Annotated in this window: 24 protein-coding genes; 11 read left to right on the top strand and 13 right to left on the bottom strand. The window is 68.5% G+C overall.

Annotated features, from left to right (window positions below):
* Nucleotides 1-405, bottom strand: a complete 405-nt coding sequence (locus tag AZG88_RS45095) for a DUF5997 family protein (RefSeq protein WP_005240786.1) — start codon at nt 403-405, stop codon at nt 1-3.
* 58 nt (nt 406-463) lie between these two features.
* Here AZG88_RS45095 and AZG88_RS45100 point away from each other — a divergent pair, with 58 nt between their 5' ends.
* Nucleotides 464-1,213 (top strand): LysR family substrate-binding domain-containing protein, encoded by a 750-nt coding sequence (locus AZG88_RS45100; RefSeq protein WP_061701316.1) that lies wholly within the window; start codon nt 464-466, stop codon nt 1,211-1,213.
* A 9-nt stretch (nt 1,214-1,222) separates the two neighbouring features.
* On the opposite strand, the gene AZG88_RS45105 is transcribed toward AZG88_RS45100, so the two are convergent.
* On the bottom strand, nt 1,223-2,146 hold the full coding sequence (locus AZG88_RS45105; RefSeq protein ID WP_025432399.1) for a hydrogen peroxide-inducible genes activator: 924 nt from the start codon (nt 2,144-2,146) through the stop codon (nt 1,223-1,225).
* A gap of 111 nt (nt 2,147-2,257) precedes the next feature.
* Here AZG88_RS45105 and AZG88_RS45110 point away from each other — a divergent pair, with 111 nt between their 5' ends.
* Nucleotides 2,258-2,938, top strand: coding sequence for a PhzF family phenazine biosynthesis protein (locus AZG88_RS45110; protein WP_005240783.1), 681 nt, complete (start codon nt 2,258-2,260; stop codon nt 2,936-2,938).
* Here AZG88_RS45110 and AZG88_RS45115 read toward each other — a convergent pair.
* The gene (locus tag AZG88_RS45115; protein WP_061042998.1) at nt 2,924-3,640 is read right to left on the bottom strand and encodes a hypothetical protein; all 717 of its coding nucleotides are present in this window, start codon (nt 3,638-3,640) and stop codon (nt 2,924-2,926) included. The two genes, AZG88_RS45110 and AZG88_RS45115, sit on opposite strands and share 15 nt — an antisense overlap.
* A gap of 18 nt (nt 3,641-3,658) precedes the next feature.
* Between AZG88_RS45115 and AZG88_RS45120 the strand changes: the two genes are divergently transcribed.
* Nucleotides 3,659-3,961, top strand: a complete 303-nt coding sequence (locus tag AZG88_RS45120; protein WP_025432397.1) for a hypothetical protein — start codon at nt 3,659-3,661, stop codon at nt 3,959-3,961.
* On the opposite strand, the gene AZG88_RS45125 is transcribed toward AZG88_RS45120, so the two are convergent.
* A complete protein-coding gene (locus tag AZG88_RS45125) occupies nt 3,925-5,157 on the bottom strand; it encodes an aminotransferase family protein (RefSeq protein WP_061701317.1) in 1,233 nt (410 codons plus the stop codon). The genes AZG88_RS45120 and AZG88_RS45125 overlap by 37 nt on opposite strands.
* A gap of 223 nt (nt 5,158-5,380) precedes the next feature.
* On the opposite strand from AZG88_RS45125, the gene AZG88_RS45130 reads away from it, so the two are divergent.
* Nucleotides 5,381-6,517, top strand: a complete 1,137-nt coding sequence (locus AZG88_RS45130) for a cation:proton antiporter (protein ID WP_061701318.1) — start codon at nt 5,381-5,383, stop codon at nt 6,515-6,517.
* A gap of 27 nt (nt 6,518-6,544) precedes the next feature.
* Here the strand turns inward: AZG88_RS45130 and AZG88_RS45135 are convergent, their stop codons facing one another.
* The gene (locus AZG88_RS45135; RefSeq protein WP_005240779.1) at nt 6,545-7,909 is read right to left on the bottom strand and encodes an MFS transporter; all 1,365 of its coding nucleotides are present in this window, start codon (nt 7,907-7,909) and stop codon (nt 6,545-6,547) included.
* Between the two features lie 156 nt (nt 7,910-8,065).
* Here AZG88_RS45135 and AZG88_RS45140 point away from each other — a divergent pair, with 156 nt between their 5' ends.
* Nucleotides 8,066-8,449: a VOC family protein gene (locus AZG88_RS45140; RefSeq protein ID WP_025432396.1), complete on the top strand. Its 384-nt coding sequence runs from the start codon at nt 8,066-8,068 to the stop codon at nt 8,447-8,449.
* On the opposite strand, the gene AZG88_RS45145 is transcribed toward AZG88_RS45140, so the two are convergent.
* Both AZG88_RS45145 and AZG88_RS45150 read right to left on the bottom strand, forming a co-directional pair.
* Nucleotides 8,411-9,580, bottom strand: coding sequence for an alpha/beta fold hydrolase (locus AZG88_RS45145; RefSeq protein ID WP_231914423.1), 1,170 nt, complete (start codon nt 9,578-9,580; stop codon nt 8,411-8,413). The two genes, AZG88_RS45140 and AZG88_RS45145, sit on opposite strands and share 39 nt — an antisense overlap.
* Nucleotides 9,581-9,588: 8 nt before the next feature.
* On the bottom strand, nt 9,589-10,233 hold the full coding sequence (locus AZG88_RS45150) for a Pr6Pr family membrane protein (RefSeq protein WP_061701339.1): 645 nt from the start codon (nt 10,231-10,233) through the stop codon (nt 9,589-9,591).
* Between the two features lie 70 nt (nt 10,234-10,303).
* On the opposite strand from AZG88_RS45150, the gene hrpA reads away from it, so the two are divergent.
* Nucleotides 10,304-14,191 carry an ATP-dependent RNA helicase HrpA gene (gene hrpA / locus AZG88_RS45155; protein WP_061701319.1) on the top strand — a complete coding sequence of 1,296 codons (3,888 nt, stop codon included), beginning with the start codon at nt 10,304-10,306 and terminating at the stop codon, nt 14,189-14,191.
* Nucleotides 14,192-14,258: 67 nt separating this feature from the next.
* On the opposite strand, the gene nrdR is transcribed toward hrpA, so the two are convergent.
* Nucleotides 14,259-14,723: a transcriptional regulator NrdR gene (nrdR, locus tag AZG88_RS45160; RefSeq protein ID WP_015890458.1), complete on the bottom strand. Its 465-nt coding sequence runs from the start codon at nt 14,721-14,723 to the stop codon at nt 14,259-14,261.
* A 179-nt stretch (nt 14,724-14,902) separates the two neighbouring features.
* Nucleotides 14,903-15,400, bottom strand: coding sequence for a LysM peptidoglycan-binding domain-containing protein (locus tag AZG88_RS45165; protein WP_005240773.1), 498 nt, complete (start codon nt 15,398-15,400; stop codon nt 14,903-14,905).
* Between the two features lie 276 nt (nt 15,401-15,676).
* Between AZG88_RS45165 and lexA the strand changes: the two genes are divergently transcribed.
* Complete coding sequence (gene lexA, locus AZG88_RS45170; protein WP_009480043.1) at nt 15,677-16,408, top strand: transcriptional repressor LexA; 732 nt, start codon at nt 15,677-15,679, stop codon at nt 16,406-16,408.
* A gap of 79 nt (nt 16,409-16,487) precedes the next feature.
* Here lexA and AZG88_RS45175 read toward each other — a convergent pair whose 3' ends face one another.
* The 3 genes from AZG88_RS45175 to ptsP all read right to left on the bottom strand — a co-directional run bounded on the left by AZG88_RS45175 (nt 16,488) and on the right by ptsP (nt 20,810).
* Nucleotides 16,488-17,630 carry an acyl-CoA dehydrogenase family protein gene (locus AZG88_RS45175; protein ID WP_005240771.1) on the bottom strand — a complete coding sequence of 381 codons (1,143 nt, stop codon included), beginning with the start codon at nt 17,628-17,630 and terminating at the stop codon, nt 16,488-16,490.
* 111 nt (nt 17,631-17,741) lie between these two features.
* On the bottom strand, nt 17,742-19,070 hold the full coding sequence (locus AZG88_RS45180) for a uracil-xanthine permease family protein (protein ID WP_231914424.1): 1,329 nt from the start codon (nt 19,068-19,070) through the stop codon (nt 17,742-17,744).
* A 69-nt stretch (nt 19,071-19,139) separates the two neighbouring features.
* The gene (gene ptsP / locus AZG88_RS45185; RefSeq protein WP_061701320.1) at nt 19,140-20,810 is read right to left on the bottom strand and encodes a phosphoenolpyruvate--protein phosphotransferase; all 1,671 of its coding nucleotides are present in this window, start codon (nt 20,808-20,810) and stop codon (nt 19,140-19,142) included.
* 197 nt (nt 20,811-21,007) lie between these two features.
* Here ptsP and AZG88_RS45190 point away from each other — a divergent pair, with 197 nt between their 5' ends.
* Genes AZG88_RS45190 through AZG88_RS45205 form a run of 4 tightly spaced genes read left to right on the top strand, consistent with a single transcriptional unit; the run spans nt 21,008 to nt 25,192 of the window.
* Nucleotides 21,008-21,775, top strand: a complete 768-nt coding sequence (locus tag AZG88_RS45190; protein ID WP_025432392.1) for a DeoR/GlpR family DNA-binding transcription regulator — start codon at nt 21,008-21,010, stop codon at nt 21,773-21,775.
* Nucleotides 21,772-22,752, top strand: a complete 981-nt coding sequence (gene pfkB, locus AZG88_RS45195) for a 1-phosphofructokinase (protein ID WP_005240767.1) — start codon at nt 21,772-21,774, stop codon at nt 22,750-22,752. The genes AZG88_RS45190 and pfkB overlap by 4 nt, the downstream gene beginning before the upstream one ends.
* Before the next feature lie 16 nt (nt 22,753-22,768).
* Nucleotides 22,769-24,877 carry a PTS fructose transporter subunit IIABC gene (locus AZG88_RS45200; protein ID WP_025432391.1) on the top strand — a complete coding sequence of 703 codons (2,109 nt, stop codon included), beginning with the start codon at nt 22,769-22,771 and terminating at the stop codon, nt 24,875-24,877.
* 57 nt (nt 24,878-24,934) lie between these two features.
* Entirely contained in the window at nt 24,935-25,192 is a 258-nt protein-coding gene (locus AZG88_RS45205) for an HPr family phosphocarrier protein (protein ID WP_005240765.1), read from the top strand.
* A gap of 14 nt (nt 25,193-25,206) precedes the next feature.
* Here the strand turns inward: AZG88_RS45205 and AZG88_RS45210 are convergent, their stop codons facing one another.
* Complete coding sequence (locus AZG88_RS45210) at nt 25,207-26,529, bottom strand: alpha/beta hydrolase (protein WP_061701321.1); 1,323 nt, start codon at nt 26,527-26,529, stop codon at nt 25,207-25,209.
* Between the last annotated feature and the right edge of the window lie 63 nt (nt 26,530-26,592).

Consider the following 26,592-nt stretch of genomic DNA (forward strand, 5'->3'; position numbering starts at 1 on the left):
TCAGGAACGCGGCCGGCGGGGCTGATCACGCCGCGCCGCGTTCTTCTCCTTGATGCGGACGGTCTCCTTGCGGACCTCGGCCTGGGTGGCGCGTTCCTGCTGCAGCCATTCGGGACGATCCGCCATGAGCGCGTCGATCTGCTCGGTGGTGAGCGCCTCGGTGACGCCGCCTCGGGCGAGGCCCGCGATGGACACCCCCAGCTTCGCCGCAACCACCGGCCGCGGGTGCGGGCCGTTGCGGCGTAGCTCGAGCAGCCACTCCGGCGGATCGCTCTGCAGTGCACTCAGCTCGTCACGGGAGACGAGACCCTCCTGGAACTCCGCGGGGGTGGCCTCGAGGTACACACCCAGCTTCTTCGCCGCGGTGGCGGGCTTCATAGTCTGAGGGCTCTTGTGCGACGTCATGGTGTCAAGAGTAACGAGCGTGTGCGGCGTCGTTGACCAAGGCCGGTAGCCTGACGGAGTGACAGACGCGGATGCATCCCCTTCGTTCCGGCTCGCGTATGTCCCGGGCGTGACCCCCACCAAGTGGGTGCGGATCTGGAACGAACGGCTGCCCGACGTCCCGCTCACCCTCGTCCCGGTGGCGGCCGCGGACGCACCCGACCAGTTGCGCGGCGGCGGCGCGGACGCGGGCCTGGTGCGGCTGCCGATCGACCGGACCCGTCTCAGCGCAATCCCTCTGTACACCGAGATCCCCGTGGTCGTGGCGCCGAAGGACCACGTGGTGGCCGCGGTGGACGAGGTGTCGATCGCGGATCTGGCCGACGAGATCGTGCTGCACCCGCTCGACGACGTCCTCGTCTGGGACAGCCTGCCGGGACTGCCGGCCCAGGACCGCCCCGCCACGACGGCCGACGCAATCGAACTGGTCGCGGCGGGGATCGGGTTGCTCGTCGTCCCGCAGTCGCTCGCGCGGCTCCACCACCGCAAGGACCTCGTCTACCGGACGGTGTCGGACGGACCGGAGTCACGGATCGCGTTGTCGTGGCCAGAGGACGAGACCACCGAACTGGTGGAGGAGTTCATCGGGATCGTCCGAGGCCGCACCGTCAACAGCTCCCGGGGCCGCACCCCGACGCCGGCTCAGCCGAAGAAGAAGCGTCCCGCCGCGGCGGCTGCACGCCAGAAGCCGGCCACGGGAGCCAGGACGTCCCGGTCGGGCTCCGGAGCGAAGGGCGGCAAGAAGGGCAAACCGCGGCGGCGGTCCTAGGCCCTGAGGTCAGGCGGGTGCGCCGACCGACGCCGTCTTCGTGAGGAGGGCGGCGAGTTGCCCGTAGCCATCCGCACGGGCACTGGACGAGCGGAACACGAGGCCGATCGTGCGGCCGGGCGCCGGAGCCGCGAAGCGGGCGGTCGCGAGCGGTCCCCGTCCGGTCTCCACCTGGACGGCGGATTCCGGCACCAGGGTGACGCCGAGCCCGCCGGCGACACACTGCACCACCGTCGACAGCGACGTGGCGCGGGTGTCGCCCGCCACCGGGTGCGCGTCGACCGAGCGGCACAGGTCGAGGGTCTGGTCGCGCAGGCAGTGCCCCTCGTCGAGCAGCAGGAGGGGAAGCGCGTCCAGCATCTGCGGCGAGACGTCGGTGCGACCCGCGAGTGCGTGCCCCTCCGGGACCACCATCACGAAATCTTCTGTGTACAAAGGAATATCGACGAGACCGCTGACACCGCTCGGCAACGCCAGCACCGCGACGTCGAGCGCACCCACACGCAACGCCTCCAGGAGTCGCGCCGTCTGGTCCTCGATGACCTGCGGCTCGAGGGCGGGCATCTCCTCGCGCAGCGCCGGCAACAGGGCTGGCAGTACGTACGGGGCCACGGTGGGGATCAGCCCGATACGCAGCGGTCCGGCCAACCGGTCGCCGACACCCGCGGCCGTCGCGACGAAACCGTCCGCGGCCTCGAGGATGACCTTGGCCTGACCGAGGAGCCGCTCCCCCGCCGTGGTGACGAGGACGCGTCGGGTGCTGCGCTCGATGAGTTGCACGCCCAGCCCGTTCTCCAGGGCGGCGAGCGACTGCGACAGTGTGGGTTGACTCACACTCAATCGCGCTGCCGCCGTGCCGAAATGGCGGTATTCCGCGACTGCCACGAACGCACGCAGCTGCGACAGTGTGGGTTGATAACTCTGATCAGCCATACCTATCAGCCTAGCGTTATCCATCACCTCTGCCTTTTGACCCGGGGCAGATGGCGAACTCTCCCACCGTCGAGGCACTGCCTCGAGGTCGACGAGCGATAGGGTGCGTCAATGCCCATCCACGTAGATGTCGTCCGGGTGTTCACCGACGACAAAGGACGCCACGGCAATCTGCTCGGCATCGTCGACTCCTCGGCCGTCCCGCCCGAGGACCGGCAGTCCGTCGCCGCCGCACTCGGATACAGCGAGACGATCTTCGTCGACATGCCCGGACCCGGCGACGAGCACGCACGCGCCCAGATCTTCACCCCCACCACCGAACTGCCCTTCGCCGGACACCCCACGGTCGGGCTGTCCTGGTGGCTGCACGAGCGCGGCGCCGCGGTCACCACACTCGACGTGCCCGCCGGCCCCGTCACCACCCGCCGTTCCGGCGCCTTCACCTGGGTGCGGGCCCGACCGGAGTGGGCGCCCGAGTTCTCGCTGTACCCCATGAACAGCGTGCGCGAGGTTCAGTCTGCGGACCCGAAGAAGTTCGGTGCCGGACACCACTATTTGTGGGCCTGGACGGACAAGGTCGAGCACTCGATCCGGTCGCGAATGTTCGCCCCGGACATGGGCATCACCGAGGACGAGGCCACCGGGGCCGCTGCCGTCCGGATCACCGCGCACCTCCGGCACGCCCTCCTGATCACCCAGGGCAAGGGATCCGAACTGCGCACCACCTACGACCCCGCCGGCTGGATCGAGGTCGGCGGACGAGTCCACCCCGAGAAGTCACGCACCCTCTGACGACGGCCGCCGGCCTCGCCCAGCGGTGAGGTCGGCTTCGCTCAGAGTCACCTCGATCTCGCGGCCCAGCGTCACACCGGGAGCGAGGGGGAGCTTGTCGCCGCTCCAGAATTTGCCGGGGTCGTACCAGTTGGTGCGCCTGCGCCCGCTGATCAGACCCATCTCCTCGTACGTCTGCGCAACCACCTCGGCGCAATAGGCACTTTCGAGGCCGCCCGACTTCTCCTGCCGGCGCCCCGTCCCGGGCAGGCGCCCGCCGAACCACCGTGACGCAAGTTTCGCGGTGGACGGGAACGGGGTTCCGTCGAGCCGTGCGATCGTCCGCAGCAACGCGTCCTCCTGCTGCGACGTCGCGGGTTCGGCGAGTTGGCGCAGCCATCCCCGCTGCCCGTACCGCGCACCCCACACCTGGACGGCGGCGCGCAGGTCGTGGAGTTGCACACCGCGCTGGAAGCGTCCCGTCCACATGTCCTGCAGCGAATGCCCCAGCTCGGCGTGCCACATCAGCGGCGGCAGGTCCTCGAGGACCACCGACATGCCGACGTGGTTGACCGGACTGTTCGTCAGCGTCTGAATGGCCCTGTCGGCCGGAGACTCTCCGCGGAAGATCCAGATGTCGCCGGTGCGGGTGACCTCGACCGCGGTGTCGAGGTCGATGGTGGAGCCGTGTCGTCGTGCGTCCGTGTGCCGTGGCGCGTCCATGGGCCCTAGCCTAGAAGGATGCGACCCCGTGGCAGGCAATGGTGGAAACTTCTCGGACTCGCCGGTGTAGTGGGTGTCGCCGCGACCGGGGTCGTCGCGGTGCGAGCGGATCGGCAACGCAAGGCGTACACGCCCGACGAGGTCCGGGCGCGTCTCCACGAGCGCTACACCCGCGCGTACGCGGTGCACGACGGCCAGAAGGAGATCGACCTGACCCCGCCCACCTGGCGGGGCCGGGTCACCGGTGCCCTGCGCCGCCTCCGCCGGCGGAGCACCGGGACCGATCAGCCCAGGGCCCGGCGGATTCCGTCCGCGAGCTGAGCGACCTGCTCGTCCGTCATCACGAACGCCGGCGAGATCTGCATGGCACCCTGACCGGCGGCGCGCCCCGAGATCCCGTGTTCGCGCAACGTGTTCACGAACGGGAGCGCTTCCGCCGGATCGGCCAGCTGCACCGCCGCGACCGCACCGAGACCGCTGCGCACTTCCTCGACCCGCGGGTGGTCGGCGAGGGGCGCGAGGTGCTCGTGCAGTGACGACTCGAGCCGCTTCGACTCCGCCAGCAGGTTCTCGCGCTCGATGATGTCGAGGTTGGCGAGAGCCGCCGCGGCCGCACCCGCATGCCCACCGTAGGTGTAGCCGTGCCGCCACCAGACCCCGCCGGCGTAGAACGGCTCGGCCACGCGCGGGGCGATGAACACCGCCCCCATCGGGACGTACCCGGAGGTGAGGCCCTTTGCCGTCGTCATCATGTCGGGCTGCAGGTCGAATCGCGTCGACGCGAACCACTCGCCGCCGATGCGGCCGAATCCCGTGACCACTTCGTCGACGACGAACAGGATGTCGTGCTCGCGGCAGATGTCGCGGACCTCCGCGAGGTAGCCTTCCGGCGGCAGGTAGACGCCGCCCGCACCGATGACGGGTTCGCAGAAGAACGCGGCGATCGTGTCGGCGCCGATCTTCTCGATCAGTTCGAGCAGGCTCTTCGCGTCGTTCCAGGCGACCGTGGCGGCGTCGGCCATCAACTCGCCGTAGCCCTCGCGGTTGGCGGGAATTCCCGCCAGGGCGGTGCCCGCCACGTGCATCCCGTGATAGGCCTTTTGGCGGCCGACCACGATCGTCTTGGACGGCTTGCCCATCTCGTGCCAGTAGCGGCGGGCGAGCTTGGCCGCCGTGTCCACCGAATCCGAACCACCGGACGTGAAGAAGATCTTGCTGCCCGGCACCGGCGCGATGGTCGCGAGACGATCGGCCAGGGTCGCGGTGGTCTCGGGAACGAAGTCGCCGAAGTTCGAGAAATGGGCCACGGTCCGCAACTGCTGCGCGACGGCGTCCGCGATCTCCGCACGGCCGTGCCCCACGTTGGTGAACCACAGACCGGCTGTCGCGTCGAGGTAACGGTTGCCGCGGTCGTCCCAGATGTAGGCGCCCTCGCCGCGGGACACCACGAAGGGCCCCTTCTGTTCCACCGCACCCATGTCCGCGAATCCGTGCCACAGTGCCGACGCCATGCTCATCCCTTCGTGAAACCCGCCCCGAGCCGACTATGCCATGTGGCCTGGGAATCCCCTCGCCCGACTCACGCGTCCCTCGCCTGGTCGGCTCGACCTCCTTGCCTCGATCGGAGTCGGACGGCGAGCTTCGGCAGGCACAATCTCTCCATGCCCGGAGTGAGATGTCGCGAGAACTGGAAGACCCCGTGCCCGCCGTCGAGCTCGACTGCGCCGAACTGACGTACGCATGTCCTTCGAAGTACTCGCGCTGATCTCCGCCGCAGCTTTGGCCGGCCCCTTGCTCGCGAGTCGCCGGACCTGGCATCTACCGGTCGTGCTCGGCGAGTTGCTTGCCGGAATCCTCCTCGGCACCACGGGTTTGCGCATCCTCGATCCCGGCGATCCCACATTCACCTTCCTCGCGGACATCGGCTTCGCACTCGTCATGTTCGTGGCGGGCACACATGTGCCGATCCGGGACGCACGCATCCGGCCTGCGCTGGCGAAAGGCGTGGTTCGGGCCGTTCTCGTCGGTGTCGGTGCCACTCTGGCAGGGTTCGGGATCGCTCAGGCATTCGGTACCGGCCACGCCGCTCTGTACGCGGTCCTCATCGCGTCGTCGTCCGCAGCGCTCGTCCTACCCCTGATCGACTCGCTCGGGCTCGAGGGCACACCGATCGTGCAGACCGTAGCCCAGGTCGCGGTTGCCGACATCGCGTGCATCGTCGCTCTGCCGCTTGTGATCGATCCGGCGCAGGCCCCACGCGCCGCAGCAGGCGCGATAGCCGTGACGGGGGCGACCGCCGTCTTCTACGCGGTCCTCCGTGCGAGTGACAGACGCGGCTGGCTTCACAGCCTGCATCAGGAGTCCAAGGAACGCGGCTTCGCACTGGAACTGCGGATCAATCTCGGGGTCCTGTGTCTCCTGGCCGCGTTGGCCGTCCACTCCCACGTGTCGATCATGCTCGCCGGTTTCGCCCTCGGACTGGTGATCGCGGCAGTAGGCGAGCCGCGACGCCTGGCCAAGCAGCTGTTCTCGATCACCGAAGGATTCTTCGGGCCGGTGTTCTTCGTCTGGCTCGGCGCATCATTGAATGTCCGGGACCTCGGGGCGGACCCCTCCTTGATACTGCTCGGCGTTGCGCTCGGCCTCGCTGCCGTTCTCGTCCACTGCCTGACACGGCTGGTCGGTGTGCCGCTGCCCCTCGGCGTATTGGCCGCCGCTCAACTCGGCGTGCCCGTGGCCGCGGCGGCGATCGGTGCGCAATCGCATCTCCTGGGCCCAGGCGAGCCTTCGGCACTGATCCTCGGCGCGCTGGTCACCATCGCTTCCACCACATTCGCCGGCGCGATGGCGGCACGTCGGGGGTTCGGCGCGCCCTGACAGGCGTCAGGGGCACACCCACACGCATCACTTTTCCGCCAGGGCGGTGGGGTGTGGCTCCGTGTCGATTCCCGGTATCCCGCGACCACGGATGGACGCGCCCGCCGTCTCGGCCACGAAGTACAGCGCGACGAGGCCGATCGCGCACGCGGCCATCATGTAGAACGCCGGCATCAGCGTGTTGCCGGTCCATTCGATGAGCAGTTCGTTGACCGCGGGGGCGGTGCCACCGAACAACGAGGTCGACACGTTGTACGCGATGGCGAAACCCGCGAACCGCACGTGCGTCGGGAACATGGCCGGGAACGTCGCCGAAATCGTGGACAACTGCAAGACGTACAGCAACCCGAGCACCGCGAACGCGAGGATCGCCCATCCGAAACCCTGACGCATCAGCAGGTACATCGGGACGGCGAGCACGATCAATCCCACGAGCGAGCCGTACCACAACGGTTTTCGGCCCACCCGGTCCGACAACCCGCCCGCGAACGGAATGACCGCCATCATCACGAGCTGCCCGACGATGAACAGGGACAGCGACGCGGTGGACGTCAGGCCGATCTGTGTCTCCAGATATGTCGGCATGTAACTGAGCAGGGTGTAATTGGTGACGTTCAACGCGATGACGAGGCCGCCGAGCAGCAGCAGCGGCTTCCAGTACTCGGTCACCAGATCCTTGAACTCGTGGGTCGGTGTCGACTCCACCTCGCCCTCCGCGTCCAGTTCCCGGAACACGGGTGTCTCCTCGAGCTTGGTCCGCAGGTAGAGGCCGATCAGACCCATCGGTCCGGCGATCAGGAACGGGATACGCCAGCCCCAGGTGGACATGAACGGATCGCTGGAGAACAACTCCACCGCCAGGACCACGATTGCACCCAGCGCGTACCCGCCGAGGGTGCCGAACTCGAGGAAACTTCCGCAGAAACCGCGCTTGCGGTCCGGCGAGTACTCGGCCATGAACGTTGCCGCGCCGCCGTATTCGCCGCCGGTCGAGAAACCCTGGATCATGCGCAGCAGCACCAGCAGCAGGGGCGCCCAGAAACCGATGACGTCGTATCCCGGCACGAGGCCCACGCAGAACGTCGCACCCGCCATGAGGATGATCGTCAGTGCCAGAACCTGGCGGCGTCCGAGCCGGTCACCCAGCGGACCCCACACGAGGCCGCCGAGCGGGCGCACGACGAACGACACCGCGAACACGAGCAGGGCGTACAGGGTCGCCGAACCGGTGTCGCCGGGGAAGAACGCGGCCGAGATGTACGACACGGTGAACGCGTAGACGCCGTAGTCGAACCATTCGGTGGCGTTACCCATCGCCGACGCCGCGATCGCGCGACGGAGAACACCTGGTGGGAGGGTTTCCTGCTCGGCTGACGAATTCGCAGATGCCATGTGATCCCGTCTCCTCGGGCCGGTTTCGCGTTCACTCATTGTGGCCCGAGTGGCACGTGTTGTCGCGCGTTTGCCGTTTACAGAGACGTCACGAAGGCGCGCCCGAGCCGTCCCCGTGACAGTGTGCGACCACCGTCGCGCGGGTATTCGCAACCCATGACCAGCCGAATCATCGCCATCGCCGTCGACTGCCGTGACGCGGAATCACTGTCACGATTCTGGTGCGACGCCCTGGGCTACCCGTCGACCCGCCGATGGAAGGACTCGTACGGGCTCGAGTACGTCGAATCGAATGCACCGGGGTCCCCGTCACTGGTGTTCCAGCCCGTCGACGACCCGAAGTCCGGGAAGAACCGCCTGCACCTCGACATCGCGCCGTCGTCCGGTACCCGCGACGAGGAGGTCCGGCGGCTCCTCTCGCTCGGCGCACGTCGGCTGAGCGACGACCCGAACGTTCCCTGGGTGGTCCTCGCAGACCCCGAGGGCAACGAATTCTGCGTGCTACCGGAACGTGGGGCCGACGACGGGACGACCACGTAGCCCTCGCCACCAGGCGGCGGGCCCGCCGTGGGCGACCCAGTGCCGTGCGTGGTCCACGTAATCCGTCGCCACCCGGACCCACTCGCTCCAGGCACTCGGCGTGGGAAGGGCCTCGACCGAACGGGTGAGGAGACGATCGATCGCGTCCGACACGAGCTCCGCGCGCTCCAACTGCACCATGTGCCCCGCACCGGGAACCTTCACCAGTTCCGCGTCGGGCAGATGCCCGGCGATCGCCTTCGAATACCGGAAGGGGGTCAGGAGGTCGCGGTCGCCGCACACCACCAGCGTCTCGATGGGTGCGAGCAATGGCACCGCCGCCGTCTCGTCGTGATTCTTGAACGACGGCAGGAAGTCGACGAGTGTCTTGAGGGACGTGTCGTTGATCATCTGCTCGGAGTGCCACATGATCGCCGGGCTGATGCTGCGGTCACCGAACGACGCCGACCTCAGGATCGGCGCGAGCACCCTCTTGCTCGCGCCGCGACCGCTCTGGACGACCCGGGGCAGGTGCCGGGCAGCGGTGCTGAATCCGGCAACCACCGGCGTGTTGAGGGTCCGCGCGAGCCCCACGTCACCCAGCTTCTCCGCAGCGGTGGCGATCAGACCCACCCCGACGACGCGGGAACCGATCAGATCGGGATGCTGTCCGACGTACGACAGGACCGCCATACCGCCCATCGAATGGCCGACCAGCACGATCGGCCCCTCCGGCACGAGCGCACGGATCACGGCGTCGACGTCCTGCGCGAGATGCGGAATGGTGCAGGTGGCGCGCCGCGGCACCCCGGAGTCGCCGTGCCCCCGCAGGTCGAAGAACACCATGCGAATCGTCGAACCCCACGCCTCCTCGAGCTGAACCCGCTGGAAGTGCCAGCCGGTCATCCGGTTGCAGAAGCCGTGGACGAACACCACCGTCAAGGGGGCGAACGCCGGACCCACCTCGCGCACCGCGAGCGGCACACCGTCGTCGGCGGCCACGACACTGCCGCGGTCGCGGCCGAGCAGGTCGAAGGTCTCGCCTGCGAACTCGTCGAACATAGTCTCCCAGCCGTTGCCGAAGTCACGGATGATCGCGCGGACGCCTGTCGTTGTGGAGGATAGCGCGGTCCGCGAATCGTCTGCGCGCACCTTCGCCGCTACCGATCCTCGTCGTACCGCCGGCGCGCACCGAGACGTCCCACCGCGTTCACGGCGAGCGCCATCAACGCCATCGCCGGCAAAAACACGACCGCTGTGACGGCGAGCTGGAGGTACCCCTGCTGCCGGGGGTCCAGGAACGGGTACGGGTACCAGTCGACGATCGGACCCCGTATCAGGGAATAGGCGCCGTACACGGCCGGGAAGACCAGCCAGCTGAGGCTCTGCGCCTCGGAGATCCGCACCCGGGACGGGGCCACCACCCAGTCGAGCAGCACGACGAGCGGCAGCAGACGGTGCAGGGCCGTGTTGATCCAGGCGTCCTGCAGCATGACGTCGATGTTCGCCAGCAGCACGGCGTACACGATTCCGGTGATGACCATGTACAGCGTGGTCGCGCCCCGGAACAGCTGCCAGCTCCGTGACTGCGGATCCCGGATTGCCCCGACGAGCAGGACGACGACGGCGAGGATGTTGCTCTCGATGGTGAAGTAGCTGAGGTAGTTGGCGAGTGAGAAGTCGTCGCTGCCGGCGCTACGGAGGGGAATCCACAGCAACGCGATCAGCCCGTAGACCGCGAAGACCGCCCGCAGAACCCGAACGATCCTCTGACCTCGCAGGTCCGTGACGACGGCAGCGTCCATCCGCCGATATTCGCACACGGGCAGGCGCGGCACAGGGCGATCCACCGGGTTGGCTAGGCTGGGGTCCAGCATGTCCACCACAGCACCCAGCCGGCGGGAACTGAAGAACAGCCTCGGCGAACTCACACTGCGCGACGAACACCGGCTCCGCCGGCGACTCGACCGTGCGCGCACACCCGAAGCACTCGCGTCCCTGTCCGACGAAATCGCCGCCGCACGCGGACGCATCACACGAAGACTCGACAGCGTCCCCGTCATCGACTACCCCGACACGCTGCCCGTCAGTCAGCGCCGCGACGACATCGCGAAGGCGATCTCCGAGAACCAGGTCGTCATCGTCGCCGGCGAGACGGGATCCGGCAAGACGACGCAGATCCCGAAGATCTGTCTCGAACTCGGCCGCGGCGTCCGCGGCCTCATCGGACACACCCAGCCCCGCCGTCTCGCGGCGCGGACCGTCGCCGAACGGATCGCGGAGGAACTCCGCGGCGAACTCGGTGAGACCGTCGGCTACACCGTGCGATTCACCGACCAGGTGTCGGACGGCACGCTGGTGAAACTGATGACCGACGGAATCCTGCTCGCCGAGATCCAACGCGATCGGATGCTGCGCCGGTACGACACGCTGATCATCGACGAGGCCCACGAACGCAGCCTCAACATCGACTTCATCCTCGGATACCTGCGACAGCTTCTCCCCCGCCGGCCCGATCTGAAAGTGATCATCACGTCGGCCACGATCGATCCGGAACGCTTCGCGCAGCACTTCGCCACCGACGGGGTGCCCGCGCCGATCGTCGAGGTGTCCGGGCGCACATTCCCCGTCGAGATGCGGTACCGCCCACTCACGGTGGAAGTGGGCGACCAGACCTTCGACCGCGACCCCGTCGACGCGGTGTGCGAGGCGGTCGAGGAGCTCTCCGGCGAGGGCGACGGCGACATCCTGGTCTTCCTCTCCGGCGAACGGGAGATCCGCGACACCGCCGACGCGCTCCGCGACCGCAGACTGCGCGGCACCGAGATCGTGCCCCTCTACGCCCGGCTGTCGGCGGCGGAACAGCACAAGGTGTTCACGCCCCACACCGGGCGGAGGGTCGTGCTGTCGACGAACGTCGCGGAAACCTCCCTCACCGTGCCCGGCATCCGGTACGTCGTGGACCCGGGAACCGCCCGCATCTCCCGCTACTCGGTGCGCACCAAGGTGCAGCGGCTGCCCATCGAACCGATCTCACAGGCATCCGCCCGCCAGCGTTCCGGGCGTTGCGGCCGTGTGGCCGAAGGCATCTGCATCCGCCTCTACTCGGAAGAGGACTTCGAGGCGCGGCCCGCGTTCACCGAACCGGAGATCCTGCGCACCAACCTCGCGTCCGTCATCCTGCAGATGACGGCGCTCGGCCTCGGCGACATCGCCGCGTTCCCGTTCGTCCAGCCGCCCGACCCGCGGGCCGTCCGCGACGGCATCGGCCTGCTCGAGGAACTCGGGGCCATCGAACGGAAAGCCCAGGACGAGCAGCCCGTCCTCACCGCGGTCGGACGCGAACTCGCGCAGATCCCCGTCGATCCGCGCATGGCCCGGATGCTCGTCGAGGCACACCGGAACGGCTGCCTGTCCGAGGTGCTGGTCATCGTCTCCGCCCTCTCGATCCAGGACGTGCGGGAACGTCCCGCCGAATTCCAGCAGGCAGCCGACGAGAAGCACGCCCGGTTCACCGTGGAGAACTCCGACTTCCTCGCGTTCCTCGAACTGTGGAAGTACCTGCGCGAGCAGCGGAACGAGTTGTCGTCCAACCAGTTCCGGAAGATGTGCCGAAACGAGTTCCTGCACTGGCTGCGCATCCGCGAATGGCAGGACCTGCACGGTCAGCTCCGGCAGATCACCCGTGGGCTGGGCTGGGACACTACCGACACCCCGGCCGGTGAGGCGGCGATCCACCAGTCCCTGCTCGCGGGGCTGCTGTCGCACATCGGACTCCGCGAGGGTGACAAACGAGACTTCCTCGGGGCCCGCGGAAGCCGATTCACGGTCTTCCCCGGCTCGAGCCTGTTCAAGAAGCCCCCGCGATGGGTCATGGCCGCCGAGCTGGTCGAGACGTCCCGGCTGTGGGCGCGGATGTCGGCCAGAATCGAACCCGAGTGGGCCGAGAAGCTGGCGCCGCACCTCGTCAAACGCACCTACTCCGAACCGCACTGGTCGTCGAAGCGTGGCGCCGCCATGGCCTACGAACGCGTCACGTTGTACGGCATCCCGCTCGTCGCCCGGCGTGCCGTCACCTACAGCACCATCGACCCCGAAACGTCCCGGGACCTGTTCATCCGCCACGCCCTGGTGCAGGGCGAATGGCAGACGCAGCACAAGTTCTTCCACGCCAACCGCGCACTCCTCGAAGACGTCGAAGAACTCGAACATCGCGCCCGCAGGCGCGACATCCTCGTGGACGACGACACCCTCTACGACTTCTACGACCAGCGCGTCGGCCCGGAAGCGGTCTCGGCCCGACATTTCGACTCCTGGTGGAAGGTCGCCCGCCGCAAGAATCCCGACCTGCTCACGTTCACCCAGGCGACGGTCGTCAACGCCGAATCGGCCGCAGTACTCGGCGGCGAATACCCCGACGCCTGGCGTCAGGGCGACATGCAGTTCCCCCTCACCTACCAGTTCGAGCCCGGGAACGAGGACGACGGCGTCACCGCCCGCATCCCGATCGCGCTGCTGGCGGGCCTGCGCCCGGTCGGCTTCGACTGGCTGGTCCCCGGCATGCGCGTCGAACTGGTCACCGCCCTGATCAAGACGCTCCCGAAGACCCTTCGCCGACAGGTGGTTCCGGCCCCGGACTTCGCGGCCGCCGCGCTGGCCGCCGTGAAGCCCCGCTCCGAACCGCTCACCACAGCGATGGCACGCGAACTGTCGCGGCTCGGGGCCTGTCGCATCGATCCCAAGGACTTCGACGTCACCGCGCTCCCCGACCATCTGCGCATGACGTTCGCGGCCGTGGACGAGAAGGGTGCCGTCCTCGGCCGGGACAAGGACCTCGTGTCGCTGCGCAAGTCGCTCGCTCCCCGCGTCCAGGTGGAAGTGGCGAAAGCGGCCTCGAACTCGGAGCGGCCGCCCGCACTCACGTGGACCCCCGCCACCCTCGGTTCGCTCGAGGCCACCGTGACGCGCGAACTCGGCGGCCAGAAGGTCACCGGCTACCCCGCCCTGGTCCCGGAGGGTGACGGTGTCGCCGTCCGCGTGCTCAGCACCGCCGCGGCGCAGCGAGCCGCCATGCGCGCCGGAACGCGCCGGCTGCTGCTCGCCGCTGTTCCCACCCAGGCGAAGACGGTCACGTCCGGCCTGAGCAACGCACAGAGACTGGCGCTCGGGCAGAACCCCGACGGCGGCCTCGACGCCCTGATCGACGACTGCCGCAACGCCGCCGCGAACCAACTGATCGCCGCACACGGCACGCCGGTGCGCACACCGCAGGAATTCGACGCCCTCGTGGCGACGGCGCGCGCGGAGATGGCACGGAACGTGGCGGTGCTCCTGCGACTGGTGTCACCGGTGCTCGAAGCGGACCATCGGCTCGCCGTCGTGCTGGAACGCGCCACCGGTGAGGCCGCCGACGACGTGCGGGAACAACGGCAGTCGCTGCTGTTTCCCGGATTCGTCGCCGACATCGGTGCCACTCGCCTCCGCGAACTGCCCCGCTACCTCGCCGCCGCGGCGGCACGTCTCGAAGCCCTTCCCGGGAGCGCACCGCGCGACCAGAAGGGGATGGACGTCCTCGACCGGGTGTACGCCGGATACGAACGCATGCTCGCGGGCCTGCCGGAAGAACGACAGCACTCACCCGAAGTCGATGCGATTCACTGGATGATCGAGGAGTTGCGCGTCAGCCTGTTCGCTCAAACACTCGGGACACCCATCCCGGTCTCGGAGAAGCGCGTGCTCAGTGCCATGGAGAAGGTGCGCTGACGTGCAGGGCCATGGAGAAGGTGCGCTGACGCGCAGGGCCATGGAAAAGGTGCGCTGACGCGCAGGGTCAGGCGTCGTCCCGGGATTCGCGGTGTTCGCGTAGCTCTTTGATCTCGCGGGCGAAGTCCTCGGCGGAGCTGAAAGACCGGTACACGGACGCGAAGCGCAGGTACGCCACCTCGTCGAGATCACGAAGCGGACCGAGAATGGCGAGGCCGACCTCGTTGCTCGGGATCTCCGCAGAGCCCGACGCCCGGACCGCGTCTTCGACCTGCTGGGCAAGAAGATTCAGTGCATCGTTGTCTACCTGCCGGCCCTGGCAGGCGCGGCGCACACCCCGCACCACCTTCTCCCGACTGAACGGTTCGGTGACACCACTGCGCTTGACCACCGACAGCACAGCGGTCTCGACGGTGGTGAATCGGCGACCACACTCGGGGCACGAACGGCGGCGACGGATAGCCTGTCCTTCGTCGGCTTCTCGCGAATCGACCACACGTGAATCGGGGTGCCGGCAGAACGGGCAGTGCATGGCGATTCCTTCGTCGTAGCCGTCGTGGCCGCAACTGTTCGCCTCCCCCGATGGCGAACCGACGAAAACGGATTCACGCAGCGGATGCACGATCTCGACGCGACCACACGAAGTGGTGGGACTGACAGCATCCGAGACTACTCGGCCGCCCGATGGGACAGACATGCAGAGCCATCCCGTCACCGGGTTGAGGACGACGGGACGATCAGACTCTGGCCCGGGTGGAGCGCCGAATTGGACATGGCGTTCAGCTCCATGATCCGCTCGACCACCTGTGCCACCGGCAATTCCGGGGAGATCCGCGCCGCGAGCGCTGCCAGGCTCTCCCCCTGCTGCACCTGCACGACCTCCGTGGCCGCCGAGTTGCTCACACCGTCGGTGGTGGCCAGCTGAGCCACCCCGACGAGCCCGCACAACACACCCGCCGTGATCACGACACTCGCGAGCACCATCCGCCAGCCGACGTCGTTCGCCCCGCGCGCGTGATCGGCGCGGGAGACACCGGTGTGGGTGGGCCGGTACGCGACGGCGCCGGACGAGGGACGCCGCAGCTCGCCGTCGGTGCGCCGGCGGCGCGGCTCGGTCCGGTACGACCGTGCGGCCGCGGAACGGACGACACCCCGTTCGAGTGCCTGCCGGTTCAGCACTGCCTGCCGATGGAGAACTGCGTTGCTCATCGGTACCTCCGCTGCTCGTATCCGTTGTCAGATCCGTTGTCGTATCCGCTACCGACCCGGTCGGCGTCCGATCGCTCCGGGCGTTCGATCACGCGTTCGAAAGAACACATGTTCGATTTCTACCACGACCCTCCGACAATGTCTCTACTTCTCGCGACACGTGTCGAACAGATGTTTGAAACTCCGAGGAAAGCGGGATAGATTCGTGTCACGCGGCACAGCAGTCACATGCGACCCATACCGAGAAGATCCACATACAGACGGAGGCACCTCGCCATGAAGGACGACAGCTCGACCGACGGTTCGACTCCACGTGTGAGCGGTGGCTCCGCCGCCGGGTTGACCGACCGGCAGCGCCGTGTCCTCGAGGTGATTCGCACGTCGGTGAACGAGCGCGGATATCCGCCGAGCATCCGCGAAATCGGCGACGCCGTGGGGCTCACCTCCACCTCGTCCGTCGCTCATCAGCTGCGCACGCTGGAGCGGAAGGGCTTCCTCCGCCGGGATCCCAATCGTCCGCGCGCCGTGGACGTGCGCGGCCTCGACGAGGTGGCGGCGGGAGCCGCGGCGAACGCGAGCGCCGCAGTCGGGTTGGCCGCGGTCAAGTCCGGCGCCGACGGCGCACCCCTGCCGGAACCCACGTTCGTCCCGGTCCTCGGCCGGATCGCGGCCGGTGGCCCGATCCTCGCCGAGGAAGCAGTGGAGGACGTCTTCCCGCTTCCCCGCGAATTGGTGGGCCAGGGTTCGCTGTTCCTACTCAAGGTCGTCGGCGAATCGATGATCGATGCCGCGATCTGCGACGGCGACTGGGTGGTGGTCCGTCAGCAGAACGTGGCGGAGAACGGAGACATCGTGGCAGCGATGATCGACGGCGAAGCCACCGTCAAGACGTTCAAGCGCACCGAGAACGAGGTGTGGCTGATGCCGCACAATCCGCTGTTCGATCCGATCCCCGGCAACGACGCGGTCATTCTGGGCAAGGTCGTCACGGTCATGCGCAAGATCTAGTCCCGGCACAAGGAGGGCCCCACGGCAATTGCCGTGGGGCCCTCCTCGCATCCACCCCGGATACGCAGGTCGTGCCTCGTCAGAGATTGAGACCGCGACCGATGATTTCCTTCATGATCTCGGTGGTACCGCCGTATATGGTCTGGACACGAGAATCCATGTACGCCTTGGCGATCGGATACTCCTTCATGTATCCGTAGCCGCCGTGCAGCTGCAGGCACCGGTCGATCAGCCGGACCTGCGCCTCCGTGGTCCACCACTTGGCCATCGCCGCTTCCTGCACCGACAGCTTCTCGTCGTTGAGCAGTTCGATGAACTTGTCGACGAGGACTCGGACGGCCGTTGCCTCGGTGGCGAGTTCGGCGAGCACGAAGCGGGTGTTCTGGAAGCTGCCGATCGACTTGCCGAAAGCCTTCCGGTCGCGGCAGTACTGGATCGTCATGTCCAGTGCCGATTCCATTGCGGCCGCGGCCACCACGGCGATCGACAGCCGCTCCTGGGGAAGGTTCTTCATCAGGTAGAGGAAGCCCATCCCCTCCTCGCCGAGGAGGTTGGCGGCGGGAACGCGGACATCGGTGAAGCTGAGTTCCGCGGTGTCCTGTGCCTTCATACCGATCTTGTCGAGGTTGCGGCCGCGTTCGAAGCCCGGCATGTCCCGTTCGACGACCAGGAGACTGAATCCCTGTGCCCCCTTGTCGGGATCGGTACACGCGACGACGATCACGAGGTCTGCGTTGATGCCGTTGGTGATGAAGGTCTTGGAACCGTTGAGGACCCAGTCGTCGCCGTCGCGCACGGCGCGGGTCTTGATGCCCTGCAGGTCGCTGCCCGTGCCCGGTTCGGTCATCGCGATGGCCGTGATCAGTTCACCCGACGCGAAGCCGGGCAGCCAGCGCTGCTTCTGCTCCTCGTTGCTCAGTTCGAGCAGGTACGGCGCGACGACGTCGTTGTGCAGGGTGAAGCCGATGCCGCTGTAGCCGCCGCGGGTGGTCTCCTCGGTGACGATCGCGTTGTACCGGAAGTCGCGCACGCCGCCGCCACCGAATTCCTCCGGCACGGCCATGCCGAGGAAGCCCTGCTTGCCGGCCTCGACCCACAGGCTGCGGTCGACGATGTTCTGCTCTTCCCACTTGGTGTGGTTCGGCTCGGCGTGCTGTGCGAGAAACTTGCGGTACGACTCCCGGAACAATTCGTGCTCCGGTTCGAACAGGGTGCGCTCCACGCCGACTCCTCGTATCAACTATCTGGGTCCGTCTCGTTCGACGGTAGAGGCGAGGAACTACGTGGTGAATGACCCAGGTGATCGGGATTCGTGACCCATCCGGTCACGGTGTCAGGGCTTGCGGAACCGCGCGAGCGAGCGCATCACCGGGTAGGCGACGAGGATGCCGACCGAACCCCACGCGATGCCACCGAGTTCCACGGATCCGATCGTCAGCGTCAGGTCGCCGATGCCGGCGACGAGCGCCGCGGCGACCACGGTGAGGTTCACGGGGTCGGTGAAATCCACTTCGGCGTCCATCCAGATGCGCACACCGAGGACACCGATCAGTCCGTACAGCACGAGGGTGGCGCCGCCGATGACACCGTTCGGCACGGTGAACACGAGGGCGCCGAACTTCGGTGAGAACGCGAGGACCACGGCGGTGGCGGCCGCGACCCAGTAGGCGGCGGTGGAGTAGACCCGTGTCGCGGCCATGACTCCGATGTTCTCGGCGTACGTGGTGGTTCCGGAGCCGCCGCCGAATCCGGCGAGGGTGGTGGCCAGGCCGTCCGCGACGAGGGCGTCGCCGGCGACGTCGTCGAGCGAACGACCCGTCATGGCCGACACCGCCTTGACGTGGCCGACGTTCTCGGCGATCAGGACGATGACCACCGGCAGGGTCAGCGCGATCACGGACCATTCGAACGTCGGTCCCCGCAGTTCGGGCACACCGAACCACGCCGCCTCCCGCAGCGCTGTGACCCGCTCGTCGGCGAGCCCGCCGATCACGGCGGCGAACACCCAGCCGACGACGACACCGACGAGGATGCCGAGACGGCCCAGCAGTCCCGGACCGAGCACTGTCACGAGCAGGATCGCCAGCAGGGTCACCCCGGCGATCAGCGGTTGCGATTCGAACGAATCCACCGCGGTGGGTGCGAGATTGAGCCCGATCAGGGCGACCACGGCGCCGGTGACGACGGGCGGCATGACGGCGTCGATGACCCGCGATCCGGCCAGCTTCACCGCGATGCCCACCACGAGCAGCAACAGACCCGCGGCGGCGACACCGCCGAGTTGCGCGGCGGGACCCGAACTCTGCGACGCCGTCAGCGGCGCGATGAACGCGAACGACGACCCGAGATAGCTGGGGATGCGGCCGCGGGTGATGAGCAGGAACAGGGCCGTCCCGACACCCGAGAACAGCAGTGTCGTGGTGACCGGAAACCCGGTGATGGTCGGCACCAGGAGGGTGGCGCCGAACATCGCGATGACGTGCTGCATCCCGATTCCGACCGTGCGCGGCCAGGTGAGACGCTCGCCGGGAGCGACCACCTCACCCTCACCGATCCGCCTGCCGTCGCCGTGCAGCGTCCACCCGAACACCCGCGCGGGGGTGGACGGGCCGGCAGAGCCGCCGGCCGGACCGTCGGGGGCGTCGGTTTGTCTTTTCGTCACAGTTCGCCAATAGTAGGCACGATCTGGGAGTTTCGCGCCTTCGGGACCGGATCCCGCGGCAAACCGGGACTACGCGCCGAGCACCCGTACCGCCGCGGCCCGCGCCTCCGCGGGATCACTCGTGGCGAGCACGTCCCCGGCGGCACGACGGCAGTCGTCCAGCGAGACCGATCCCACCTGTGCCCCGACACCGGACACGGCGGCACCGGCGCAGGACAGCGACGTGACCCCGAGTCCGATCAGCACGCACGCAAGCAGCGGGTCGGCGGCCGCCTCGCCGCACACGCCGACCGGTTTGCCCGCCGCGATGCCGGCCTCGGCCGTGCGGGCGACGAGCGCGAGGACCGCCGGTTGCCAGGGGTCGGTGAGCGATGCCAGGTCGGAGGACATCCGGTCGGCGGCCATCGTGTACTGCGCGAGGTCGTTCGTGCCGATGGACAAGAAGTCTACGTGGCGCAGGAGGCGGTCGGCCAGAAGCGCGGCGGCCGGTACCTCGACCATCACGCCGGGCACGAGTCCGCGAGCGCGGACCTCCGCCGCGAAGGATTCGGCCTCGGCGGGAGTCGAGATCATCGGCGCCATCACCCACGGCTGCGACTGCGTCTGCTTCGCCGCGGCGGCGACGGCGTCGAGTTGCCTGCTGAGGATTCCCGGGTTCTGTTCGGCGATCCGGATTCCGCGGACCCCGAGCGCCGGGTTCGCCTCTTCGGCGTGGTTGGCGAAGCGCAGCGGCTTGTCCGAACCCGCGTCGAGCGTCCGGATCACCACCTTCCGGCCGGCGAACGCGTCGAGCACCTCACCGTAGATCTCGGCCTGCTCGTCGACGCCGGGCTCGGAATCGCGGTCCAGGAAGCACAACTCGGTGCGGAACAGTCCGACGCCCTCGGCGGCGGTCGTGGCGGCCGACCGCGCACCGGCCCCGTCCTGAACGTTGGCCAGAATCGACACGGGATGTCCGTCGCTCGTGCGGCCGGGTCCTTCCCACGACTGGATGCGGATCCGTTCGGCGCGGCCGTGTTCCACGGCGGCGCGGGCCTCGACGGGATCCGGTTCGACCACGAGTTCGCCCGCCGACCCGTCGAGGAGGACGGGGGTGCCCGCGACGACGGATTCGAGATCACGCACCGCGACGACACACGGAATGCCCAGCTGCCGCGAGATGATCGCGGTGTGGCTCGTCGGGCCGCCGAGGACGGTCACGAGTCCGACGATCAGCTCGGGATCGAGACCGGCGGTGTCGGCGGGCGCGAGGTCCTGGGCACACAGGATCGACGGTGTCGTGGGCACGGGGATGCCGGGTTCGGGCAGACCGAGGAGTTCGGACACGACCCGGTCCCGGATGTCGCGCAGGTCGGTCACCCGTTCGGCCATCAGCCCGCCCATCTTGGTGAACAGGGTGGCGAACTGCTCGGTGGCCTCGGCCGCCGCTTCCTCGGCCGGGGTTCCACCGGCGATCAGCTTCTGCGCGGCACCGAGCCAGCCGCGGTCGGCAGCCATCGCCGCGTTCGCCTGCAGCACCTCTGCCGCGGCGCCGGAGACGCTCGCCGCGCGGTCGCGGAGACGCTGTGACACGACGGCGGCCGCTTCCTCGAAGCGGACCTTCTCCGCCTCGCGCGACGCCTCGTCGATCCGGGCCGATCCGGGTGCGACCTCCGGCCGCGGAGCCGGCCAGATCACCGGCGCGTAGGCAATGCCGGGTACCACCGGCGTACCTCGCACGATTTCACGGTCTTCGGTCATCGGGTCCTCCTGGCCGGCTCGTTCTGTCTTCACACAGTCGGAAATGCGAATCGACTATGTGACGGAGATTACTCTCAACTCTTGACATGTCAACACACTCGGGCGTAAAACAACATGACACAACATTTCGTGTGATGCAGACCATAACGGATCACGTCACCGAACAGTTCATCGACGAGAACAGGAACGGGGTCACGGTGTATCCGGAAGAACGCCAGCAAGCGGTCACCACGCTGATCTCGCAACGGGGACGCATGTCGGTCGCGGACCTCTCCGACACGTTCGGCGTCACCACCGAGACCGTGCGCCGTGACCTCGCTCTTCTCGAGCGTCTCGGCCACGTCCGCCGCGTGCACGGCGGCGCGGTGCCCGCGGGATCCCTCACCGTCACCGAGCCCGGCATGACGGAGCGCGATCACACCCGCGCCGAGCAGAAGGACCGGATCGCCAAGCGCGCCGCCGCCTACCTGCCGCCGTCCGGGGGCAGCGTGCTGTTCGACGCGGGAACCACGACGGGGCGCATCATCCCGGAACTCCCGTCCGATTTGGACCTCACCGTGATCACCAACTCCGTGCCGATCGCAGCCCGGCTCGCGGGGCTCAATTCGGTGACGCTCCACATGCTGGGCGGCCGGGTGCGCGGCATCACGCAGGCCGCCGTCGGAGAGGAGGCGCTGCGCATCCTCGACGTCCTCCGCGTCGACGTCGCGTTCATCGGCACCAACGCGCTCAGCGTCGGCCACGGCTTGTCCACACCGGACAGCGAGGAGGCCGCGGTCAAGCGCGCGATGGTCCGGTGCGCCAACCACGTCGTCGTGGTCGCCGACTCGTCGAAGGTCGGCCGGGAGCACCTCGTGAGCTTCGCCCCCATCCACAGCGTCGACATCCTCGTCACCGACGCCGACATCAGTTCCGCAGACCGAGCCCACTTCCACGACCAGGGAATCGAGGTGGTGATCGCATGATCGTCACGCTGACCGCCAATCCGAGCATCGACCGCACCGTCAACCTGGCGGGGCGCCTCGAACGAGGAACCGTTCTGCGCGCAGCCGCCACCCACAGCGACCCCGGAGGCAAGGGCGTCAACGTCGCCCGCGCGCTCACGTCGGCCGGCGTCGCCGCTGTCGCGGTACTCCCGGGCAACGAGGGTGATCCCCTGCTCACCGCCCTGTCCGAGCACGGGATCGCGCACGTGACCGTGGCGACGTCCGGTCCGGCGCGCACCAACATCACCATCACCGAACCCGACGGCACCACCACCAAGGTCAACGAACCCGGCGTCGTCATGTCGGCCGAGTCCCTCGCCGATCTGCAGTCGGAGATCATCGAACGCGGGTCCCGGGCAGAGTGGGTGGTGCTGTCCGGTTCCCTACCCCCGGGCATTCCCACCGACTGGTACGCCACCCTCGTCGAGGCACTCCGCTCGGCGTCGTGCCGGGTCGCCGTCGACACGTCGGACGCCCCGCTGCGCGCGCTCGCGGAACGGTTCCCCGCGGCCGCCCCCGACCTCGTGAAACCGAACAGCGAGGAACTCGCACAGCTCACCGGCGCCGACGGGCAGTTGCTCGAGGAGTCCGCGCTGCGCGGGGACCCGACGGCCACCGCCCATGCCGGCAGGCAACTCGTGGATCGCGGGGTCGAAGCCGTCCTCGCCACGCTCGGCGCCGCGGGTGCGGTTCTCGTGACGGAGGCCGGAGCCTGGTGGGCCACGCCACCACCGATCGTTGCCCGCAGCACCGTCGGCGCCGGCGATTCGTCGCTGGCGGGCTACCTGGCAGCCCAGATGTCCGGCGCGACGCCCGCGGACTGCCTCCGATCCGCCGTCGCCTACGGCAGCGCGGCGGCCGCCCTTCCCGGCACCACCCTGCCGACTCCCGAACACGTCGACATCGACGCCGTCACTGTCACCGCCCTCAGCTCCCCCGCCCCCGATCCGGCCTGAACCAGAAGGAAACACCATGTCTCACTCGACACCCGACCGCGATTCGGGGCCGCAGATCATCAGCGAAGATCTGATCTCCCTGGACACCGACCTCGGAGCCTCCAAGGAGGACGTGATCTCCGCGCTCTCCCGGCGTCTGGCCGACGCCGGTCGCGCCACCGAGGCTGACGCTCTCCGCGACGCCGCACTGGCGCGTGAATCACAATCGGCCACGGGACTTCCTGGTGGGATCGCGATCCCCCACTGCCGTTCCGAAGCCGTCGTAGCGGCGTCCCTCGGATTCGCCCGGCTCGCCCCGAAGGTCGACTTCGGCGCCCCCGACGGACCCGCAGATCTCGTGTTCCTCATCGCCGCGCCCGAGGGTGCGGGCGCGGAGCACATGAAGCTGCTCTCCTCGCTCGCGCGGGCGCTGGTGCGCCCCGCCTTCGTCGGGTCACTCCGTGATGCGAAGACCCCCGCCGAGATCGTCACCCTGGTGAACGACGTCCTGGCACCCGCACCCGCCGCCACTCCCGCTGCCGCGGCTCCCGCAGCAGCAGCACCTGCGGCCGCAGCACCCGCAGCACCCACAGCGGCCCCGGCTCCGACGCCCGAACCGGTCGCCCCGGAGAAGGAACCCGAGCCCGAAGAGGGACCGAAGCACATCGTCGCCGTCACGGCCTGCCCGACCGGCATCGCCCACACGTACATGGCCGCCGACTCCCTCGTCGCCGCCGGCGAACGCGCAGGCGTCGTCGTCCACGTGGAGACCCAGGGTTCGAGCGGAAGCACACCGCTGGCACCGGGAGTGATCGCGGGCGCGTCCGCCGTCATCTTCGCCACCGATGTCGGGGTGAAGGGCAAGGAACGCTTCGCAGGCAAGCCGGTGGTGGCGTCGGGCGTCAAACGCGCCATCAACGAGCCCGACACCATGATCACCGAGGCACTGCGCGCGGGCATGAACCCGTCCGCGGCCACCGTGGACGCGGGTAGCGCCGGCAGCGCGGGGGACGAGCCGGCCGGATCGATCGGCTGGGGCACCCACCTGCGCCAGGTGCTGCTCACCGGTGTCAGCTACATGATCCCGTTCGTCGCCGCCGGCGGTCTGCTGATCGCCCTCGGCTTCCTGCTCGGCGGGTACGAGATCTCCGGTCCCGCGGAGGACATCGTCCTCAGCAACTCCCTCGGCCAACTCCCCGAGGGTGGCCTGGCGACGTACCTGGGCGCGGTGCTGTTCCAACTGGGATCGCTGGCGTTCAGCTTCCTCGTACCCGCTCTGGCCGGTTACATCGCCTTCGCCATCGCCGACCGGCCCGGTCTGGCGCCGGGCTTCACCGCGGGCGCCGTGGCGGTCTTCGTCGGAGCCGGATTCATCGGAGGCCTCGTCGGTGGTCTGATCGCCGGCGTGGTCGCGCTGTGGATCAGCCGGATCCCGGTTCCCCAGTGGTTGCGCGGCCTGATGCCGGTGGTGATCATCCCGCTGTTCGCGACGCTGATCGTCGGCGCACTCATGTTCCTGGTCCTGGGCCGTCCGCTCGCCGAGATCACGTCGGGCCTCACGAACTGGCTCAACGGCCTGTCCGGCAGCTCCGTCATCGTCCTCGGCATCATCCTCGGCCTGATGATGTGCTTCGACCTCGGTGGCCCGGTGAACAAGGCCGCCTACGCGTTCGCGGTGGCCGGCCTCAACGTCAACGATCAGGCCTCGCTGCGGATCATGGCCGCCGTGATGGCTGCGGGCATGGTCCCGCCGCTGGCGATGGCTCTCGCGTCGACCGTCCTGCGTCCCAGCCTGTTCAGCGAGGCGGAACGCGAGAACGGCAAGGCGGCCTGGCTTCTCGGCTCGGCGTTCATCTCCGAAGGTGCCATTCCGTTCGCTGCCGCCGACCCGCTGCGCGTCATTCCCTCGATGATGGCCGGCGGCGCCGTCACCGGCGCCCTGATCATGGCGTTCAACGTCACCCTCAGCGCACCGCACGGCGGAATCTTCGTCTTCTTCGCCATCGGCAACCTGCTGTGGTTCCTGGTGGCGCTGGCCGCCGGTGTCGTCGTCGCCGCACTGTGCGTCGTCGGCGCCAAGGAATTCATCAAGCCCGGCGCGTCCGACGCCGAACTCGACCCCGACGTTGCGACAGTCGCAGCGTAAGAGAAACAGATCGACCCGCTCGTCCCGCACCACCCCCACCGACAGAGGAGAGAGTCCATGCCCAGCACCACAGTCGCCGTCGGTTCGTCCATCGGCCTGCACGCCCGTCCCGCCGCCGTCATCGCCGAAGCGGTTGCCGCCGCCGGTGTGCCCGTCACGCTGGCCGTGGCGGACAGCGAACCCGTGGACGCCGGTTCCGCACTGCTCATCATGACGCTCGGCGCCACCAAAGGCACCGACGTCACAGTCACCAGCGACGACGCCGACGCCGTCGAGAAGGTGGCCCAGCTGGTGGCGGCCGACCTCGACGCCTGACCGCTATCCGGCCGTCAGTTGGTGAGACCCAGCTGACGGCCGGTCCAGTCCATCTCCCGCTCGAGCGCCGCACCCCAGGTTGCGCCCTCGTGGCCACCGGGGAGCTCGTAGTACCGCACGTTCAGACCGGCCGCCTGCGCGGCAGCGAACATCCGCTGCTGCTGCGGGCGGTATTCGTCGTCCGCCGCCCCGGCGACGAACACCCCGGTCAGCTCCGGGAACTGCCGCGTCCTCAGCACGTCGACCGGATTGACCGCCGCGAACGCACGCTCGTCGCCGGCGAACGTCGCCGCAACCGTCCCCGCGTGATCGCCCAGCGAGGGCTCGTCCTGACCGAGGAAGTCGAGAAACGTCGGGTAGATCGCCGGATAGTTCACGGCCAGCTGGATCGAACAGGTTCCCCCGTACGAGAATCCGCCGATCGCCCACTGCGCAGGATCGCGCGACACCTGCAAGGACTTCTCGATCCACGCGGGCACGTCGCGGGCCACATAGGTGGCAGCGTTGCCCAGCGCCGAATCCAGGCACAGCGGATTCGCGTCCTGCGAACCCAGTGCGTCGACCACCACGACGACCGGCGCGAGGCCGTCGTGGCGCGCGGCATACGCGTCCACCGTGGACCCCAGTCGTCCGCTTCTGAACCAGTCCTGGGGACGCCCCGGCTGTCCCGCGATCATCACCATGACGGGGAGCACGGCGCGGGGCGACGTCAGGTACGCCGGCGGCAGATACAGCACGGCCGGCCGGGCCGGGAATCCGGATTCGGTGCCGGGGATCTCGACTTCCGTCACCGCACCGGAGCCCGGTGTGCGCACCGGACGTGTCCACACCGAGTCCATCGGGATCCCGGATTGCACAGCGCTTTCGAATCCGGGGACGTCAGCGAACGACACCGGCTCGACGACCGTCGGCGGGCGGTGCCCGGCCAGCGACCCGACGGTCGGGAAGACGCCGACCTCCGCATTGACCTGCCCGACCGCCGCGGCCGCGACCATGGCACCTGCCGTCCCGATCACCACTGCGCGCCGGATGCCGGGCCGCCGGAGCAGGAGGGCCCCTGCGAGTACGAGGACGCCGACGGCGAGCCAGATCCACGCGTATCCCGCCGGCGGTATCTGATTGGGAAGCGGCCGGTACGTCGCCCACACGGCACCCCCGATCACCGCGGTCACGGGCACCGCGACCGCCGCGGCGCGGAGGATCGGCGGCCGGGCGGAACGCGACGCCGCGAGCATCACGACGGTGCCCGCCACCACGGCGACGGTCGATGCGGTCTGGGCGCGACCGTGCTCGAGCGACAGGTGGGCGATACGCGACAACAACTCGTGGGCCTGCACCCCGCCAGTATTCACACCGTGCCGGCCACCGAAAGAATCAGGCTCGCAACATTTCTCGCAAAA

Source organism: Rhodococcus sp. LB1, from assembly GCF_001583455.1.
Classification (GTDB): domain Bacteria; phylum Actinomycetota; class Actinomycetes; order Mycobacteriales; family Mycobacteriaceae; genus Rhodococcus_F; species Rhodococcus_F opacus.